Genomic DNA, 16,030 nt, shown 5'->3' on the forward strand with positions numbered 1-16,030 from the left:
GGGCGCAGGCAGAAGACCGTCAGCCGACAGCTCCATGGGCAGTCGGCCCGGACAGATGCATTCCGAAACCCTCACCGCCGGTCCGGCTGGATACGCTCCCTTCTCCAAACGGCCGGCGATGAACACGATCTATGCAGGGCATCCGGGCGCGCGGCGACCGGTGATGGACACCATCTATGCAGGTCATCCAGGCTATCGCCGACCGGTGATGGATACCATCTACGCTGGACATCCCGGCCATCGCCGACCTGGGATGGATACCATCTATGCCGGCCATCCCGGTTTCCGGCGGGCAGCTATGGAGACCGTCTATGCTGGTGGCGCAGGCTACCGCCGACCGGGAATGAACACCATCCACCCGGGACATCCCGGCTCACGGCGCGCGATAATGAACACCGTCTACGGGGGGCGCGCGGGGTCACCGGTTCCAAACGCAAATACCGTCTTCTCACCGGGCTACGGCGTTTCTCAAATTCAGACGCGGCAAGTCACGGATCCCTTTACCCGCCAGCCCGTGACCGTTTCCTACAACACCGTCACCGGCCTTTATCTCGACAAGAGCCTCAATCGCTGGCTCCCAGCTCCGCCCTGGATCAGTGCACAATTCCGGCGATAACAAGGGCGGTGCTCCCGTGCTGAGTTTCAACGTTACCGTCGATGCAAGCGGCGGAAACACTGAAGGTAGCGGGCAGGCAACGATCGGCTGGCTGCTGGCGGGCGACGAATCCCAACTGGTCTACAAGCCACCGCAAAGGCTGAAACAGCCCTCAGCCCCGCGCCAGCGAACCCATGCCAAATCCGTGACAGCCTGCCCTGCGGTCCTGGGGCTCGAAAGCAGGCTTTTCGAAGTACTATGCCCTTGCGACCTTTCCCTTCAGATGGCCGAAACCGACTTCGGTGAACCCGTGGTCGTGAACGCCGACGGGCCAATGTCCTCGGTTCGAGACGATGTCTTCGCTCACCTGATCATCCTTCATCCGCGCGAAGAATGGCGCTCGCCCGACCGCCCCATCCTGCAGATGCGCCTGCCGTATATCTTCGTTGCGGACGAACCCACCTACATGTCTCAGTTGCCACCGTTTCAGCATGTCGGGAAATCTTCGCTTCCCGGCCTGATGATACCGGGAAGGTTCCCGATCAACGTCTGGCCGAGAACGCTGACATGGGCGTTCGAATGGCACGATATCTCCGCTCCCCTCATCCTGCACCGCGGAGACCCGCTGTTTTATGTTCTTTTTGAAGTCTATCCGCAGTCTCGCGCCATCCAGCTGGTGGAAGCGGAACACACTCCGGAGCTGCAAGCCTATCTGCAGCAGATCAATGGAGTCGTCGGCTACGTGAACCAGACCTTTTCACTGTTCAAGGAAGCAGAAGAGCTGCGACCGGCGCAACTCGTAACTCCAAAGAAAGCACCATAGGAAACCGGTGAAACTCTGCCGAGGTCCTGACGCCTGACCCGAGACACCCGACACCCATGCCCCGGCATCACCTTTAGAAAGGCAACAGGAAATGGCGAATGAGACCGACGGAGCAACACCACTCATCATCATGATTGCCATGCCGACCCGCGGCCAGGTCGAACTGCCGACGGTTCGCTCCCTCATCGCGTTGACGCAGGAGTTCCAGCACCACGGACTGCCGTTTGTGTTCGAAACCTATGGTGCCGCAAACCTCGTCATCAACCGCAACCACCTTATGAGCAAATTCCTCGCCCACAAGCAATTCAGCCACATGCTGATGCTCGACTCCGACATGGAGTTCACGCCTGAGGCCGTGTGGCGTCTGGTCGCCTTCGGCGGCGATTTCGTCAGCGCGTCCTACCCGCAGAAATATTACAACTGGGATCTGCTCCGGCAGCTGATTGAAGCGGAAACCGCCCTGCCGGAAGCCGAGCGCAGCCCGATGGAACAGCTCGTTTCCCGCTGCATGACCTACAATCACCAGCTTCGCGACTATGACAACACCGACTGGCACCCCGAGCACCAGGATGGTTTCATCTCCATTCCCGCCGGAGGCCAAGGCCTGACGCTCTTGAGCCGGAAGGTGCCGGAAACGATGGTGGAACGCGGTGTCGTCACCAACTACCCCGACATGTCGCTGATCCCCGCCCATGCCGACATGGAGTATTACGACTTCTTCGGCCACCTTCCGACGCCAAGCGGTCGGTTGTTCCTGCATGAGGACCAGAGCTTCAGCCTGCGCTGGGTACGCGGTTGCGGTGGCACCATCTGGCTGGACTACCAGACCGAAATTCGCCATGCGGGGCTTCATACGTTCGACGGCAGGTATTCCGACAAGCTGCAGGACGATTTTCCCTCGCTTGAGGTTTGACGGCAGGTGATGCGTTCAGCATGGAAGCAAGGGTCTCATTGCGCATGAGCGCCTACCGGCATCTTCCGTTCAAAACGCAAAAGGCCGCGCCACAAGGCACGGCCCTTCTTGCAACAGATTTTTTGCAGCGTCAGGCGACTTTCTTGCCCGACATGGCATGAACGTCCGCTGCGCCCAGGCGCTGACCGCCAATGGCCCAGTCACCCTGCTCGACTTCCATGATGCGAACCCAGGTGACCGGGCGCATGGCTTCGCCTTCCACGGCGACCATGGCTTCGGTCACCTTTTCGATCAGCTGGTGCTTCTGTTCGGGGGTGAAAACGTTCTTGATGACATCGATCGTAACCAGCGGCATTTCATATCTCCTAGTTTAAGTAACAGTGTTTCCAAGCAACATCGGACGTTCCCGATGAACAAGAGATACGCCTTACCCAGCGGCAATGCTTGACGGGGACATGAATATAACTGACCTTTTCATGAAGACTTTCGGGGAAAGGGGAACGTGTGCCGCAAGCCGACGCCCTGGTGTTTACCTTTGACGGATTTGAACTGGACGGCACACGTTTCGAATTGCGCCGTGATGGCGAACGCGTGGCGATCGAGCCGCAAGTCCTCTCCCTTCTCTTGCTGCTGGTCGAAAACCGCGACCGGATGGTCAGCAAGGACGAATTGATCGAGCATGTCTGGGACGGACGGATTGTCTCAGAAACCGCCGTGGCAGCGCGGATCAAGGCTGCGCGCAAGGCTGTCGGGGACAAGGGCAGCACACAGAAAGTCATCCGGACGATCCATGGCAAGGGGTTCCGGTTTGTCGCGGAAACCGAGGTTTCCAGTCTCCAGGCAAAGGCACCCCCGGCGCGTTCGGGCCTGATCACCGAGGAACAGGCCGCCCCGGCAATTGAGGAAGCGCTGAAGACCGCGCGCGACGGGCGGCCCTCCATCGCCGTCCTGCCATTCCAGTATTTTGGCGAACCGGGCCAGCACGAAATCGTGGCCGATGCGCTGCCTGCCGACATCATTGCGGATCTGTCGCGCCTGCACTGGCTGTTCGTTATCGCACGTGGATCGAGCTTCCGCTTTCGCGGACCCGATGTGGACCCGCTGTCCGCCGGTCGCCAACTCGGCGTTCGCTATGGGCTCACCGGCACGGTCGAACTTGCGGGTGAGAGCGTCACGATCGGCGTTTCGCTGATCGACATGACCAGCAGCGGCACGATCTGGGCGGAACACTATCGTGGCAGCCTGTCCGAATTGCAGCAGCTCAGACCGGAAATCGAAAGCCATGTCGTTGCCAGTCTGGCGGTTCAGATCCCGCAGAACGAAGTGCGCATCGCACGCAGACGCGCTCCGGGAGAACTGGATGCATGGGCCTGTTTTCACCTGGGGCTGGATCACATGTACCGGTTCAACCGGCAGGACAACGCCCGCGCGTCAGAACTGTTCACACGATCCCTGGAACGCGATCCCTATTTTTCCGGCGCCATGGGCGGGTTGTCCTTCACGCATTTTCAATCAGCCTTCATGCGCTTTGCGGAAGATCCCGAAGCCGAGGTCGAAAAGGCCCGCGCGCTGGCGCAGCAGGCGGTGGAGACCGACAGGCTCGATCCTTTTGCTCACTTCAATGCCGGGCGGTGTTCCTGGCTCGATGGCCGGCTGGAAGATTCAATCGCCTGGTTTGACCGGGCAACCAGCCTCAGCCCCAGTTTCGCGCAGGGTGTCTATACACGCGGGCTGGTGAGCGTGATGGCAGGTCAGGCAGCGCAGGCCGATGCAGATCTTGCTCTGGCGCTGGACCTCAGTCCGCTCGACCCGCTTGCCTATGGCATGGTGTCGGCACGTGCGCTGGTGCAATTGCAACTGGGCGACAGGCACAGGGCGGCAGAGCTTGCTGTGAAAGCAGCGCAGATGCCTGGTGCGCACAAGCATATCTCCCTGATCGCGGCGCTGACATCACACCTGGTCGGCAAGAATGCAGAAGCCCGGCAATGGCTCGCCCGGGCGAGACAGGCAGATCCGGAAATCAGTTCGGAAGTCTTCTTCGCGTCCTTCCCGTTTGCCGAAAACGGCGCTCGCGAAACGATAGAGAAAGGCCTGCGTGAACTCGGGGTGTGAAAAGGCCTCGCGACCCCATGACTTCCGGAAGCCGATACGTCATCAACACAGGACTTGCCTGACGCCCGATGTCTGCTTGAAACCGCAGTCCGAATTCAACAGCAAATGCCGTCGACGGGCGTGAATTACCAGGTTTTGCTCTGCACTTCTGCGTTCAGACCAAGTCTCTGCGAGTTGATTATCTGCACTTGCAAGGTTCCAGATGTAACGCTTCCAGCGGCCTGGATGCGACCAAAAGCACCCTCCCCAAATTTCAATCGATTAGTCTTCAAACTGCTTATGGACATTACGTTTCCACAAGAGCTAAAGACCGTGCGCAGGACAAAGACTTGCCACTCAGCGCGCTGGAAAGACCATAAGGGAGTTTTGTGTATGGCGGCCATGGATAACCACTTCGACAACTGGAAGGAACAACAGTCCGCTGCCGAGCAGATGATCCCGCTGGTTGGGCATCTCTACCGTGACTACGGCATCAACATCCGGATTTTCGGCCGGCGTCTTCTGAACAACTCCGCCATCGAGATCCTCAAGGCACACCGCTATGCCCTGCAGATCACCGGGCAGGAACTGGACGTCACCAAGAGCCTCGAAATCGTCAAGGCAATGCTGGAGATGGACCTGGCCGCCTCGCGCGTCGACCTCGGCAAGCTGTGCCACGGCTACATGGAAGAAGGCGGTGACGTTAAGAGCTTCCTCGAGAAGCAGCTGGCCAGCATCAACACCGGCAAGACATCCATCCTGCAGGAACCGCAGGATGTCGTTCTCTATGGCTTCGGGCGTATTGGACGCCTTCTTGCCCGCATGCTGATCGAACGCGTCGGCGCCGGCAACAAGATGCGCCTGCGCGCGATTGTCGTGCGCGGCGGCAAGGCCGGCGACCTGAAGAAACGCTCCAGCCTGCTGCGACGGGACTCCGTCCACGGCGCTTTCAGCGGATCCATCACCGTTGACGAAGAGCAGAATGCGATCATCGCCAACGGCAACTACATCCAGGTGATCTACGCCAACTCTCCTGCCGAGGTCGATTACACCAAATACGGCATCCGCAATGCACTGGTGGTCGACAACACGGGCATCTGGCGCGACGAGGATGGTCTTGGCCAGCACCTGAAATGCCCCGGGGCAGCGAAGGTGATCTTGACCGCACCGGGCAAGGGCAGCATCAAGAATATCGTCTATGGCGTGAACCATGGCGACATCTCGGCGGAGGACAGGATCCTGAGCGCGGCCTCCTGCACCACCAACGCCATCACCCCGGTGCTGAAGGTGATCAACGACGAGTTCGGGATCGAGAACGGCCACGTGGAAACCATCCACGCCTTCACCAACGACCAGAACCTGATCGACAACTACCACAGCGGGGATCGCCGTGGCCGGTCCGCGCCCCTGAACATGGTGTTGACGAGCACGGGCGCTGCCAGCGCGGTCGCAAAGTGCCTGCCGGAAATGAAGGGCAAGCTGACCGGCAACGCGGTGCGGGTGCCGATCCCCAACGTCTCCATGGCCATCCTCAACCTGAACCTCAAGCGCGAGACGACCGCCGAGGAAATGAACAATTACCTGCGCGGGATTTCCGTGCAGTCGCCGATGCAGGACCAGATCGACTACACGGCCTCAACCGAACTGGTTTCCTCCGACCTCGTCGGCTCCACCCATGCCGGTGTGGTCGACAGCCAGGCAACCATCGTCGACGGCGACCGGCTGGTCCTTTACGTCTGGTATGACAACGAGGCGGGCTACAGCACACAGGTGATCCGCCTGATGCAGGAAGTCGCGGGCATGAAATACCCGTCAGTCCCTGCATAACCCTGCCGTTACAGAACAGGAGGGGCCCAAGCCATGTCTTGGCCCCTTCCATTGGCTTTTCGCCACTTAGCTGTAGAAAAATATCAGAATCAATTATTGATAGTTAGCCTAAGCGCCCGACTTCTTTTCCCAAATAGACCAAAAATCGTCAGCCGCCTCACGGTAGGCGTCAATTTGATTATCAAGTTCGATCATAACTGTTCCCGCACCAAATGAGAGTTCTTCCCAAATGGAGCAAGTCATTTTAGCAAAACTAAACAAGTCAACATACCGGGGCTTGGGGATGCTTTCGTTTGGCCGCGCCCAATGTGCCAGCATCTTGTCCCGCATGTGTTTCAGTGGCTCAAGGCGTTGATCAACAGCCGCGGCATCGAAAAGCGCTATTGCCATTTCAAGGTTAGATCGGCGTTCAATCCGCTGTTCCTCAGTAACCCTGTTGTCATATTTTAAAAAATCTATTGCCGCTCTAAGATGAAGATCGTCTGGGTACCGAACTGGGGCAAACGCGCGAACTATAAAGATTTGGACCCGAAAAAGGGTGGCATCAACCATCAAACGCGCCGCCTTGGTTGCTCCATTTTCGTTTAGTGGGCCCAAGACGCTATCACGGTTGGAGCGCTCGACAATCTCTATGCTGGCAAGGCAAAGAATTGCATCGGAGTATCCTTGCGCTGCCACCTCGCGCAGCGTGCTCCAGTCTGAAATCCCGCCGTATGGCGGTACCGCAGTGCGAGACAATTGCTTCTCCATTTTCGGCATCAACGTCAATGCGAGCATAAATTCTACTCTGACGTCTAATTTCCGTTGTTACTAGGACCCAACCTGACACCACCTCACCAGATAGCAATACCGGTTCCTAGGCTTTGAATATGACCTTTGTTGTTGGACAGACCGAAGTCCTTTATTGCAACACCAGCAGAGCAGTAATCAGAAGGGCTGACCAATTCTTGGTTCATTGAGCACCTCCGTTTCCTGCAATGAGCCGGACCGAAAACCGAACAAGTCAGTCAGCGCCGTGCCTTGAAATCGGTTGCTCGACAGTTTGGGCTAGGTGGTAAAAGCAGGCATTCAAAAACGGCGTAGAAATTTCAAAACGCCTGGAGAAGAGAGCTTGCCTGAAGGGGCCAACCGGCCGTTTCAGATGTCTTCTTCATGAAAACCTGTCTGCGGGCAATTCAACGGCTTGATGGGTAAAACCTGGCAAGCAAGCCAAAACACATCAATTCCAGTCGAATTGCACCGCAGGAGAGGTGACCCTTATGGCGTCTTGTTCACGCCGAGGGTTTCTGGTTGTCAGTTCCGGTCGAGGTTAGGCCTCAACGAGATTTCTGACGGGAAGATTTCTTGATCTTCACGGTCTGCGTTTCGGAATTGCTTTCGTGACCGATCTTGCCAAGTTCGTCGACAAGATTGTCGATGCAATCCTGAAGCGCCTGACCTTCAAGTCCCCAGCAGCTCTGGCCAGCGGAAGCAGGTGTTGCCTGGATCAGGAACGTGGACATGACAGCGGCCAGTGCGAAAGAAGTGGTTTTCATCATAGTAGTTCTCCATTTGGTTTTGGCGTCGGCGACCTTGCCGACACACCAAAGATGGGAACCTTTCTTTTCAGCCTCGTTTCACCGGGTGTTTCAATTGTATCCGGGCGATCGCCCCACAGAAATATCCGACACATTGTTTCAAATGCGAGGTCTGAACGGGCATTGAGCTGGGCGACAAAACCCCAGACAAGACCTGTGTAAACGACTGAAGAAAAACATCTTTTGAAAAAACTTGGAAAGCCGGATCACGCGCCGGGGAAAGCGTTTTCCCATGTCCGCCTGGTATCAAAAATCCCGCCCCTGCACACACCAAAGGTACAATTGTTACCGTTCACAAGGAGACAACGCGGATCTGGGGCTGGATTGATGCGCCAAAAAGCGTGGATGCTGGCCAACAGGACGCAAATTCCGGCTTCGACGAACTGGAATTTGCGGCAGGTATCACAGCTTAAGGAGTTTCCCGGGTCGCCGGGAAGAGCACTTAATTGAAGACGTAGCCCAACCCACGGACCGTTCTGATGGTCTCGGGTTTTGTGGGATTGAGTTCTATCTTGCGGCGCAGCCTTGAAATACGCAGATCGATCGAACGATCGAAAGGTTCCCAGCCCTTGTCGTGTGCCTGTTCCAGCAACTGGTCCCGGTTGAGAACGCGCCCTCGGTTCTCGACGAACACCCTGAGCAGCTGATACTCCATCGACGTAATCGCAATTTCCTGACCGTCGCCACCGATCAGCCTCGCCCCGTCCAGATCCAGACGGCAGGTACCAAAGGGAACTGTGCCTGCTTGCCGATCCTTCTGCTGCGCACTTGTCTCGTCAAAACTTCTGCGCCTCAGTGCGGCCTTGATCCGGGCCTCCAGTTCGCGCAGGTCGACAGGTTTGCCGACATAATCGTCGGCTCCCATTTCCAGCCCCACCACGCGGTCGATCACGTCACTTGCTGCGGTCAACATGATTACCGGCACGGTCGAGGTGGTTCGAAGGTCACGCAACGCGGTCAGACCATCCGTACCAGGCATGTTCACGTCCAGAATGATCAGCGCCGGTTCCAGGCTCTCCAGAAGCCGTTTCATGTCGTTGGCGTTCGGCGCCTCAACAACATCATAGCCGCGCTCGGCGAGATACTCGGCAACCATTTCGCGAAGATGAGGTTCGTCGTCACAGACCAAAATTTGCTTCGCACCCGGAGCCCCGCTCATGATGTGTTTTTCCTGCTGTCCAGTTGATTTAACAAACAAGCCAGATCCTTCTTGGAAATGGGCTTTTCAATGTAGGGGCGCTCGCTTTCGATCAGAAATGTCTGAACGGACTTCCCCATGGCATCGCCCGTCATGAAGGCGATACGATCCTTGTAACCGGGCGATAACCCGATCAGGCTGTTGTAAAATGCGGCACCGTCCATGCCCGGCATCTTGTAGTCGCTGATAATCAGATCGACGGGTGTGTGAGACAGGCGCGCAAGAGCCTTGCGTGCGCTGGTTTCCTGTACTGCCTGGCATCCGAGATCTGCCAGCAGGTCACAAACGAGTTCGCTGACCGCGACATCGTCATCAACGACCAACACCCGTTTGCGGTGATGCGTTCCGCCTGGCTGGGCCTGCGAGGTGTCAATTGAAGCCTCAGTTTCCATTGCGGGCAGCCGCACGAAGAAACTCGTCCCCTTGCCAACGGATGAACTGACTTCGAGAGTGCCTTCATGGGTGTCGACAACCCGGTGACAGAATGCCAGGCCGACACCTGTCCCCTCACCCACGTCCTTTGTCGTGAAAAACGGCTCGAAGATGCGGTCCCTGATTTCCTTCGTCATCCCCGGACCATTGTCCCGGACTTCAAGGACTGCCTGGCCGTCTCTTCCGTCGTGGAACGTCCGCAGCACAAGCACCGCGTCTTCGCCAAGCGGCGAAAGGGCGTGTTCCGCATTGATAATGAGGTTCGTAACGACCTGGACCAGCTGGTCCGTATCGCCGAGGATTGAAGGAAGATCCTCATCAAACTCCGTCTCAATCCTGGCTCCGTTGGAGCGCAGCCCGTAGCCGGCAAGATCAAGGGCAACCGAGGCGATTTCGTTCAGCGTACACGGTTCCAGATTTGCCGGTCGCTGGCGCGCCATGGACAGGAAAGCCCTGACGATCCGCGCGCTTCTGTCGGCAGCCTCCGCGATGCGGTCGATGCGCTTTTCCAGAACCGGGTCCTTGAGCTTTCCCTGAAGCATCTGGGCGTAACCGGTAACGATGGAAAGGGGATTGTTGAGTTCGTGTGCGACACCGGCAAGCAGCTCACCCAGGGCGGACAGTTTTTCGTTCTGGTGGGCAATGTCACGCTGTTTCTGCAATTCCTCCTGCATGGCCAGAAGGTCCGAAATGTCCCTTGTGGAGGACACGATGACATTCTCACCCTTGTAGTCGGTCACGCGGGCGGCGGTGATGCCTTCCATGATTGAACCGTCGGCCCTGCGGAACTGAACCCGGTAATCATCAAGTGTTCCCGTCGGCAAGAGCGCTTCCAGATACCGCTCCCGATCCTCCGGCTTCAAGAAGAAATTGAGGGTCGTGTCGATATCGCCGAACCGCTCTCGTGAAGCAGGCGGGCAGTAGATGATTTTTCCATCTTCGATGCGGGAGACGAGAAAGTTTGCCGGGCAGGCCTCGACGATCTTGTGCAGAAGCAGATCCGCCTCGCGCTGCTCTTCCTCGGCCCGTCGCTGCTCGGTCACGTCGATAAAGGAGACGAGGTACCCGTCCAGTTCGGTTCTGTGGGCTGACGCCAGCAGAATACGTCCACCGGCAAGATGGATGGCCTGCTTCTTCTGGTAGGATTTCACCAGAAGCGTCAGCTCGCACATATAGGACGTCTTGTCTTCGCCTTCGGGAACAAGAACGATGCCGTTGTCGATCAACCGGCCCAGGATGGTGAGAATGTTCTCCCCGGCAACGGGCGGCGCCAGTTCACTGAAGTACATTTCGTACCAGAGCCGGTTCCCGAGCACGAAATTGAGGCTCTTGTCGAAGAGCACCAACCCCTCATCGAGAGATTGAATGGCATCATTCAGGGTGGCCAGGCTTCTGGCCTCGGTTTCTTTCAAGGCGGTGATGTCGGTGACCACGACAACGCGGCTGTTGTGTTCGGAGATGGCTCGCTCGACACGGTAGTGCCGGCCATCCCAGAAGCGAACCTCCATGGGTTCCAGCGTCTCGCGCTGCTGCTTGACCGCAGCGGTGAATAGCTCAGCCGCGCGGTCACCTACTTCCTGACCGGCAACCATCGATATCTGCGGTGCCAGCAAGTCGATCCGCTCAATATCCGACAGCTTTAGAATTTCGGCCGCGTTCAGGTGAAAGGGCGCTGCAAACGCATCATTGCAATGCGTGAACTGCCCGTCCGGCCCTTCAAAGGCGATGCCAACCGGCAACCGTTCAACCGCGGTCGTAAAGCGCCGCTCCGCCCTGACGCGATCCGTGACGTCTTCAATCGTGAGCAGCCGTCCTTTCAGATTTGTCTCGTAGGCGCTGCCAACCAGTTCCCTGTTCTGATTGTTGGGTATCGGATACCCCTTGATGGCAAGGCGTATAAGCCGATCCAGCTCATCGAGCATTTCGGCGGGTTTCATGCCCCCCGGAAGCGGGATCAGGCCGCATGCTATGGCCTCGCCATGGATGTCGCGCATCGCACGGCCGGGGACGAAAAGCCTCCCGTCCGGGTCGCCTATCTCCCGAAACTTCTTGTTGGCAAACACCAGCCGGTCATCATCATCGACGAGCGCGATACCAACGTCGACGGCATCAACCGCGCCGTAAAGGATCTCTCTTGCACGCGCCTCTGCGGTCCGCTGTTCCGTGATGTCGCGAACCTTCACGACAATGCTGCCGTCTTTCAGATGCTTGAGATAGATCTTGTGCTGGCTGCCGTCGGCAACCTTGATCTCGATCTTCAGTTTTCCCCTGGCTGCCAGGGTTTCCAGGACACCAGGCAAACCGCCTTCAGGGCTGCGAACGAAGGAAATGTGCCCACTGCCGACAGCGCTGCCGACGATATCGTCAAGCCGCGCGCCCGGCACAAGCAGATCCTTGTGCGGACCCAGCATCTCCGCATAGCGTTTGTTTGCGAAAACGAGCCTTCTGTCACTGTCGTAGAGCACGAAGCCATCGCTCAGCGCCTCGACAGCTTCTTCCATGAGCAGCTGGATCCGGTTTCTATCGGCTTCACTTTCAGAAGCACTCGCTCCGTCTTGAAGCAACATTGGATCTCACTTTGTATCAACGCCTCGGCAAGGGCGGCAGGCCGGACCTCATTTCTACGTAAGCTTCTTTTCAGTTTGGCCTTGCCGTTTGTATCAATTGTATCATGTCGCAAGCGTCGAGGGCCCGCAAACCGGGATGGAACATTGCCCGTTGTCCAGCCTGGCTGACCCATTTGGAACTTTCACCCCCCTTCCTTGAGGACCTGAAAATGGATGGAGCCGGGAAGCTGAAACCATGGGCTTTCGATATCAAGGCTGTCGATATCCGGTCGGGAGTAACGCAGGCTGGGGATGAATGGGGCGAAGCGGCAACGTGATGCGGGTGTCGATCCCCCATGTCGCCATGGCCGTTCCCTCCACCAGAGCTGAACGAAGACGACATTGAATAGAGGTTTCAGTTTGCCGAACCAGGCGCGAGTGCAGAAAATCTGTACCGCGTTGTGCAATCGGGTCGTGTCTATCGAGCGGTTTTCGCTTCTCAAGCCATTACGTCTATGGCCGCTTGGCGGAAGGCCGCTACCTGCTCTTCAGTTGCTGCCCTGTTTGTCACAAGCCTGCCGATCTCTCCGGCCTCCAAGGCCTGAACCCTGCTGGTTTTTCCAAGCTTGCTCTGGTCGGCCAGAATAACCGTCTGCTGCGCCTGTGCCGCCATGGCTTTGGAGATTTCGGCCTCCTGCAGGTCGTAGAAGAACGCACCCTTGACCGGATGCACCCCAACCGGAGCCGAAAAGCACAGGTCGACACGGAAACGGCGGATTTCAGACAAGGTGAGTTCGCCGACCGTCGAAGGGACGTCGGCCGCCATCCGTCCACCGAGCAGCAGCACATCCTTGCCAGCCCCTTGCAGCGTGGTGGCAATATCAATCGAGTTGGTGATCACCGACAGATCCGACAGCTTGGCCAGTTCGCGGGCAAACAGGGCTGTAGTGGTGCCCGCGTCCACAAGGATCGTCTGTCCGGGTTGGATCAGTCCGGCAGCCTTGCGGGCAATCTCCGACTTTGCCCGGATCTGCGTCGTCATCCGTTGTCGGAAGGGCTCCTCGGAACGCGGCTCGGGCAAGACCGCGCCGCCATGGACGCGGCTGACCTGTCCAGACTCTTCGAGGTCCAGCAAATCGCGGCGCACCGTCTCGCGAGAGACGTTCAGCATCTGCGCAAGATCGTTGGCGCTCACCTGCTGGCTCGCACTCAGCATGGACAGGATGAGCCGGTGACGTTCTTTCGCCCACATCAGGTCCGCACCTTGCTCCGGTTGCCTCGTCCCATCAGCACCAGCGTTCCCTTCATGCTCAAAAGCGCAATACACACGACCGCCATCACACAGGTGGAAAAGGCTGCCGCCTGCGAAGTCAGACCGGCATCGTCCAGCCGCATGATGGTGACAGCCGCGACACTCAGGTCAGGCGTGGTGAGGAAGACGACTGCCGACAGGGTTACCATGGACCGCATGAACAGGAAAAAGAACACTGAAACGAGCATTGGGGCAATGAACGGCGCGACGATATCGACGGCCGTCCTTGCCATTCCAGCTCCAAGACTGTCTGCAGCTTCCTCGAGCGCCCGGGGCAACTGGCGAAAACCGGTCATCACCGTCAGAAAACCCTGCGTGTGGTAGTGGTAGAAGTTGATGATCGCGATGAGGGCCGCCGTCCCATAGAGAAGGTAGAGCGGCGTCGCGGTTGAGTTGAAAGTCAGGATATAGGCAAGCCCCAGGACCATCCCGGGCACTGCGGCCGGCATGGCGGCCAGCATCTGGATGGGCTGGGCCACGCTGCGCGGAAGGCGGCGCAGCCCAAGGCACAGGAGGAAGACGGCAAGCGTGCCTCCCGACGCCGCCATGAGCGATATCACGATGGTCATCCAGAGCGAGGAATACCCCCCGGCCAATGTGATGTCGTAGTGCTTGAACGACAGCGCCATGTTGTAAGGCCACAAGGTGACAAAGCTTGCGTAGACGACAATGCCGATAACCGCGACGATGCCGGTGCAGACCAGAAGCGACAGGAACGCCATGACCGGGTCGCGCACGGGTGCGAAGGAGGGCCGATACGGCACCTGGCCAGCCATCTGTCCGACCTGTTGCCGCTTCATCGCCTGACGCTCGATCGCATAGGAAACCACCGTCGGCAACAACAGCATGATGCCGACGACAGCTCCCATGTTGAAATTCCGCTGGCCGACCACTTGAGAGTAGATTTCGGTCGCCAGAACCGAGTAGTCCCCGCCGATCACCGCCGCGTTGCCGAAATCGGTGATCGTGATTGTGAAGCAGACGAAAGCCGCGTTGAGTATCCCGAAGCGCGCCGCGGGCAAGGTCAGGTCGCGAAACTGGCGTGACGGCGAAGCCCCCATGACTTCCGCAGCTTCGTAAACACGCGCGTCCAGCAGGACCAGCGCCGCGCCGATAATCATCACCGCCTGCGGCAAGGCATAAAGAGTGTTGGCGATCAACAGCCCCCAGAAGCCATAGATTTCGATCTCGACACCCAGGGCACGGCTGATGACGCCGTTGCGTCCCAGAAGGAAGATCAGCCCGAGCGCCTGTACGAGAGAGGGAGCGAGCAGCGGCAGGACGATCACGCCGCGGATCAGCCACTTGCCCCGGAAAGCGCAGCGATAGAGCCCATGCGCGATGATGAAACCAAGGAAGACGCTGAGAACTGTGGTGGCAGCCCCCATGATCAGGGAATGTTCGGTCGCACGCCAGAACCCCGTCGACCCCAGAACCCTCGTGTAGTTGGCAAACCCGTAACCATCGTCAACCGTCAGGGAACGCAGGAACACGATCACCATCGGGTAGAGAAAAAAGAGGACGAGCCCAATCAGCGGCAGCCCAACGCAAACAAGTGTGAGCAGCCGGTCTGCATCCAGTTGTTTGCGCGCTGGCGTGGTCATCGTTTCCACACCGCTCATGCGGCGGTCTCGGCAGGCTGGTGGGTGATGTCGTCAGCCACCCAGGTGCAGGCTTCCGGTGGAATGCTCAGGTTCACGCGTTCGCCCTCGTGACAGGAATTATACCCGTGGGTCTCGACAACCAGCGGGCCGATCGCGCTGTCGACCTCAAGCCGTCTGAGATTGCCAAGGAAACTGATGCTGCGCACCGTGGCGTTGCCGTCCCGCGCCGGGGTCAGACTGATCTGTTCAGGGCGAATGCAGGCAACATGCTCCGTCCCCGATCCCCCCGGCCACTTTGCCATCAGATCCGGGTATTCACGCCGGATCGGGGCAGCAGAAACGAGATTGCTGATCCCCATGAAGTCCGCCACAAAGCGCGTCGCCGGTCGATGGTAGAGGTCTTCCGGCGTGCCGGCCTGCACCACGACACCATGGTTCATGCAGATGATCTTGTCCGCCAGCGCCAGTGCCTCTTCCTGGTCATGTGTCACCATCAAGGTTGGAATGCCGAGCGAACGCTGAACATGGCGGATTTCGTCTCGCAGTTCGGCCCGGACTTTCGCATCCAGCGCCGAAAGCGGTTCGTCCAGCAGCAAGACGCGCGGGTCGACGGCGATTGCCCGTGCCAACGCAATCCTCTGCTGCTGCCCGCCGGACAACTGACCGGGAAACTTGCCGGCGACCTGCGGCAACTTCACCAGCTCCAGAAGTTCCGTCACGCGCCGTGAAATCTCCGATCGCGGCGTACCACGGATCTTCTGCCCGTAACCGATGTTTTCGGCCACTGTCATGTTGGGAAAGAGCGAGTAGGACTGGAAGACGATCCCGAAGCCTCGCTTGCGTGCGGGAAGGTTCGAAAGCGCAGTCCCCTCCAGAAGGATTTCGCCGCTGTTCAGCTCCGTCAGGCCGGCGATCAGCCGAAGGAGTGTCGTCTTGCCACAGCCGGAGGGACCCAGCAGGCAAACGAATTCCCGTCGATCGATCTCGATCGAGACATTGTCGAGCGCTTTGAAGGCCCCGAAGGTCTTGGTGGCGTTACGGACGGTCAAGTACACGGCGGATCGGTCTCCTGTCAAAGGTGCGCGGGCCTCCAGTGAAGCCCCGCGCGCTTC

Annotated in this window: 14 protein-coding genes; 5 read left to right on the forward strand and 9 right to left on the reverse strand. The window is 58.3% G+C overall.

Annotated elements, in window-relative coordinates; genetic code table 11:
* Positions 1–34: 34 nt before the first annotated feature.
* The 3 genes from Q666_RS60290 to Q666_RS60300 all read left to right on the forward strand — a co-directional run bounded on the left by Q666_RS60290 (position 35) and on the right by Q666_RS60300 (position 2,331).
* The gene (locus tag Q666_RS60290; RefSeq protein WP_152533455.1) at positions 35–616 is read left to right on the forward strand and encodes a hypothetical protein; all 582 of its coding nucleotides are present in this window, start codon (positions 35–37) and stop codon (positions 614–616) included.
* A gap of 16 nt (positions 617–632) precedes the next feature.
* Positions 633–1,418 (forward strand): hypothetical protein, encoded by a 786-nt coding sequence (locus Q666_RS60295; RefSeq protein ID WP_022998028.1) that lies wholly within the window; start codon positions 633–635, stop codon positions 1,416–1,418.
* Positions 1,419–1,509: 91 nt separating this feature from the next.
* Entirely contained in the window at positions 1,510–2,331 is an 822-nt protein-coding gene (locus Q666_RS60300; protein ID WP_022998029.1) for a hypothetical protein, read from the forward strand.
* 130 nt (positions 2,332–2,461) lie between these two features.
* On the opposite strand, the gene Q666_RS60305 is transcribed toward Q666_RS60300, so the two are convergent.
* Positions 2,462–2,686 (reverse strand): tautomerase family protein, encoded by a 225-nt coding sequence (locus Q666_RS60305; RefSeq protein ID WP_022998030.1) that lies wholly within the window; start codon positions 2,684–2,686, stop codon positions 2,462–2,464.
* A gap of 149 nt (positions 2,687–2,835) precedes the next feature.
* On the opposite strand from Q666_RS60305, the gene Q666_RS60310 reads away from it, so the two are divergent.
* A complete protein-coding gene (locus tag Q666_RS60310; RefSeq protein ID WP_022998031.1) occupies positions 2,836–4,443 on the forward strand; it encodes a winged helix-turn-helix domain-containing protein in 1,608 nt (535 codons plus the stop codon).
* A gap of 372 nt (positions 4,444–4,815) precedes the next feature.
* Positions 4,816–6,249: a glyceraldehyde-3-phosphate dehydrogenase gene (locus Q666_RS60320; protein ID WP_022998033.1), complete on the forward strand. Its 1,434-nt coding sequence runs from the start codon at positions 4,816–4,818 to the stop codon at positions 6,247–6,249.
* 108 nt (positions 6,250–6,357) lie between these two features.
* Here the strand turns inward: Q666_RS60320 and Q666_RS60325 are convergent, their stop codons facing one another.
* The 8 genes from Q666_RS60325 to Q666_RS60355 all read right to left on the reverse strand — a co-directional run bounded on the left by Q666_RS60325 (position 6,358) and on the right by Q666_RS60355 (position 15,973).
* On the reverse strand, positions 6,358–7,026 hold the full coding sequence (locus Q666_RS60325; RefSeq protein WP_022998034.1) for a hypothetical protein: 669 nt from the start codon (positions 7,024–7,026) through the stop codon (positions 6,358–6,360).
* Between the two features lie 56 nt (positions 7,027–7,082).
* The gene (locus Q666_RS66875; protein WP_286133734.1) at positions 7,083–7,205 is read right to left on the reverse strand and encodes a hypothetical protein; all 123 of its coding nucleotides are present in this window, start codon (positions 7,203–7,205) and stop codon (positions 7,083–7,085) included.
* Between the two features lie 360 nt (positions 7,206–7,565).
* Complete coding sequence (locus Q666_RS60330; protein ID WP_022998035.1) at positions 7,566–7,787, reverse strand: hypothetical protein; 222 nt, start codon at positions 7,785–7,787, stop codon at positions 7,566–7,568.
* Between the two features lie 481 nt (positions 7,788–8,268).
* A complete protein-coding gene (locus Q666_RS60335; RefSeq protein ID WP_022998036.1) occupies positions 8,269–8,985 on the reverse strand; it encodes a response regulator in 717 nt (238 codons plus the stop codon).
* Positions 8,982–12,023 carry a PAS-domain containing protein gene (locus Q666_RS65255; protein ID WP_022998037.1) on the reverse strand — a complete coding sequence of 1,014 codons (3,042 nt, stop codon included), beginning with the start codon at positions 12,021–12,023 and terminating at the stop codon, positions 8,982–8,984. The genes Q666_RS60335 and Q666_RS65255 overlap by 4 nt, the downstream gene beginning before the upstream one ends.
* Before the next feature lie 478 nt (positions 12,024–12,501).
* Positions 12,502–13,254, reverse strand: a complete 753-nt coding sequence (locus Q666_RS60345; RefSeq protein WP_022998039.1) for a DeoR/GlpR family DNA-binding transcription regulator — start codon at positions 13,252–13,254, stop codon at positions 12,502–12,504.
* On the reverse strand, positions 13,254–14,936 hold the full coding sequence (locus Q666_RS60350; protein ID WP_022998040.1) for an ABC transporter permease subunit: 1,683 nt from the start codon (positions 14,934–14,936) through the stop codon (positions 13,254–13,256). Before Q666_RS60350 ends, Q666_RS60345 begins: the two co-directional genes overlap by 1 nt.
* Positions 14,933–15,973, reverse strand: coding sequence for an ABC transporter ATP-binding protein (locus Q666_RS60355; RefSeq protein WP_031268234.1), 1,041 nt, complete (start codon positions 15,971–15,973; stop codon positions 14,933–14,935). The genes Q666_RS60350 and Q666_RS60355 overlap by 4 nt, the downstream gene beginning before the upstream one ends.
* Between the last annotated feature and the right edge of the window lie 57 nt (positions 15,974–16,030).

The sequence above is a fragment of the Labrenzia sp. C1B70 genome (assembly GCF_000475395.1).
Classification (GTDB): domain Bacteria; phylum Pseudomonadota; class Alphaproteobacteria; order Rhizobiales; family Stappiaceae; genus Roseibium; species Roseibium algicola.

What these genes read in the sequence shown, in the direction of transcription:
- Q666_RS60330 (WP_022998035.1), bottom strand. Translation starts at nt 7,787, where the DNA reads ATGATGAAAACCACTTCTTTCGCACTGGCCGCTGTCATGTCCACGTTC.
- Q666_RS60350 (WP_022998040.1), bottom strand. Translation starts at nt 14,936, where the DNA reads ATGAGCGGTGTGGAAACGATGACCACGCCAGCGCGCAAACAACTGGAT.
- Q666_RS65255 (WP_022998037.1), bottom strand. Translation starts at nt 12,023, where the DNA reads ATGTTGCTTCAAGACGGAGCGAGTGCTTCTGAAAGTGAAGCCGATAGA.
- Q666_RS60320 (WP_022998033.1), top strand. Translation starts at nt 4,816, where the DNA reads ATGGCGGCCATGGATAACCACTTCGACAACTGGAAGGAACAACAGTCC.
- Q666_RS60300 (WP_022998029.1), top strand. Translation starts at nt 1,510, where the DNA reads ATGGCGAATGAGACCGACGGAGCAACACCACTCATCATCATGATTGCC.
- Q666_RS60345 (WP_022998039.1), bottom strand. Translation starts at nt 13,254, where the DNA reads ATGTGGGCGAAAGAACGTCACCGGCTCATCCTGTCCATGCTGAGTGCG.
- Q666_RS66875 (WP_286133734.1), bottom strand. Translation starts at nt 7,205, where the DNA reads ATGAACCAAGAATTGGTCAGCCCTTCTGATTACTGCTCTGCTGGTGTT.
- Q666_RS60305 (WP_022998030.1), bottom strand. Translation starts at nt 2,686, where the DNA reads ATGCCGCTGGTTACGATCGATGTCATCAAGAACGTTTTCACCCCCGAA.
- Q666_RS60325 (WP_022998034.1), bottom strand. Translation starts at nt 7,026, where the DNA reads ATGCTCGCATTGACGTTGATGCCGAAAATGGAGAAGCAATTGTCTCGC.
- Q666_RS60335 (WP_022998036.1), bottom strand. Translation starts at nt 8,985, where the DNA reads ATGAGCGGGGCTCCGGGTGCGAAGCAAATTTTGGTCTGTGACGACGAA.
- Q666_RS60290 (WP_152533455.1), top strand. Translation starts at nt 35, where the DNA reads ATGGGCAGTCGGCCCGGACAGATGCATTCCGAAACCCTCACCGCCGGT.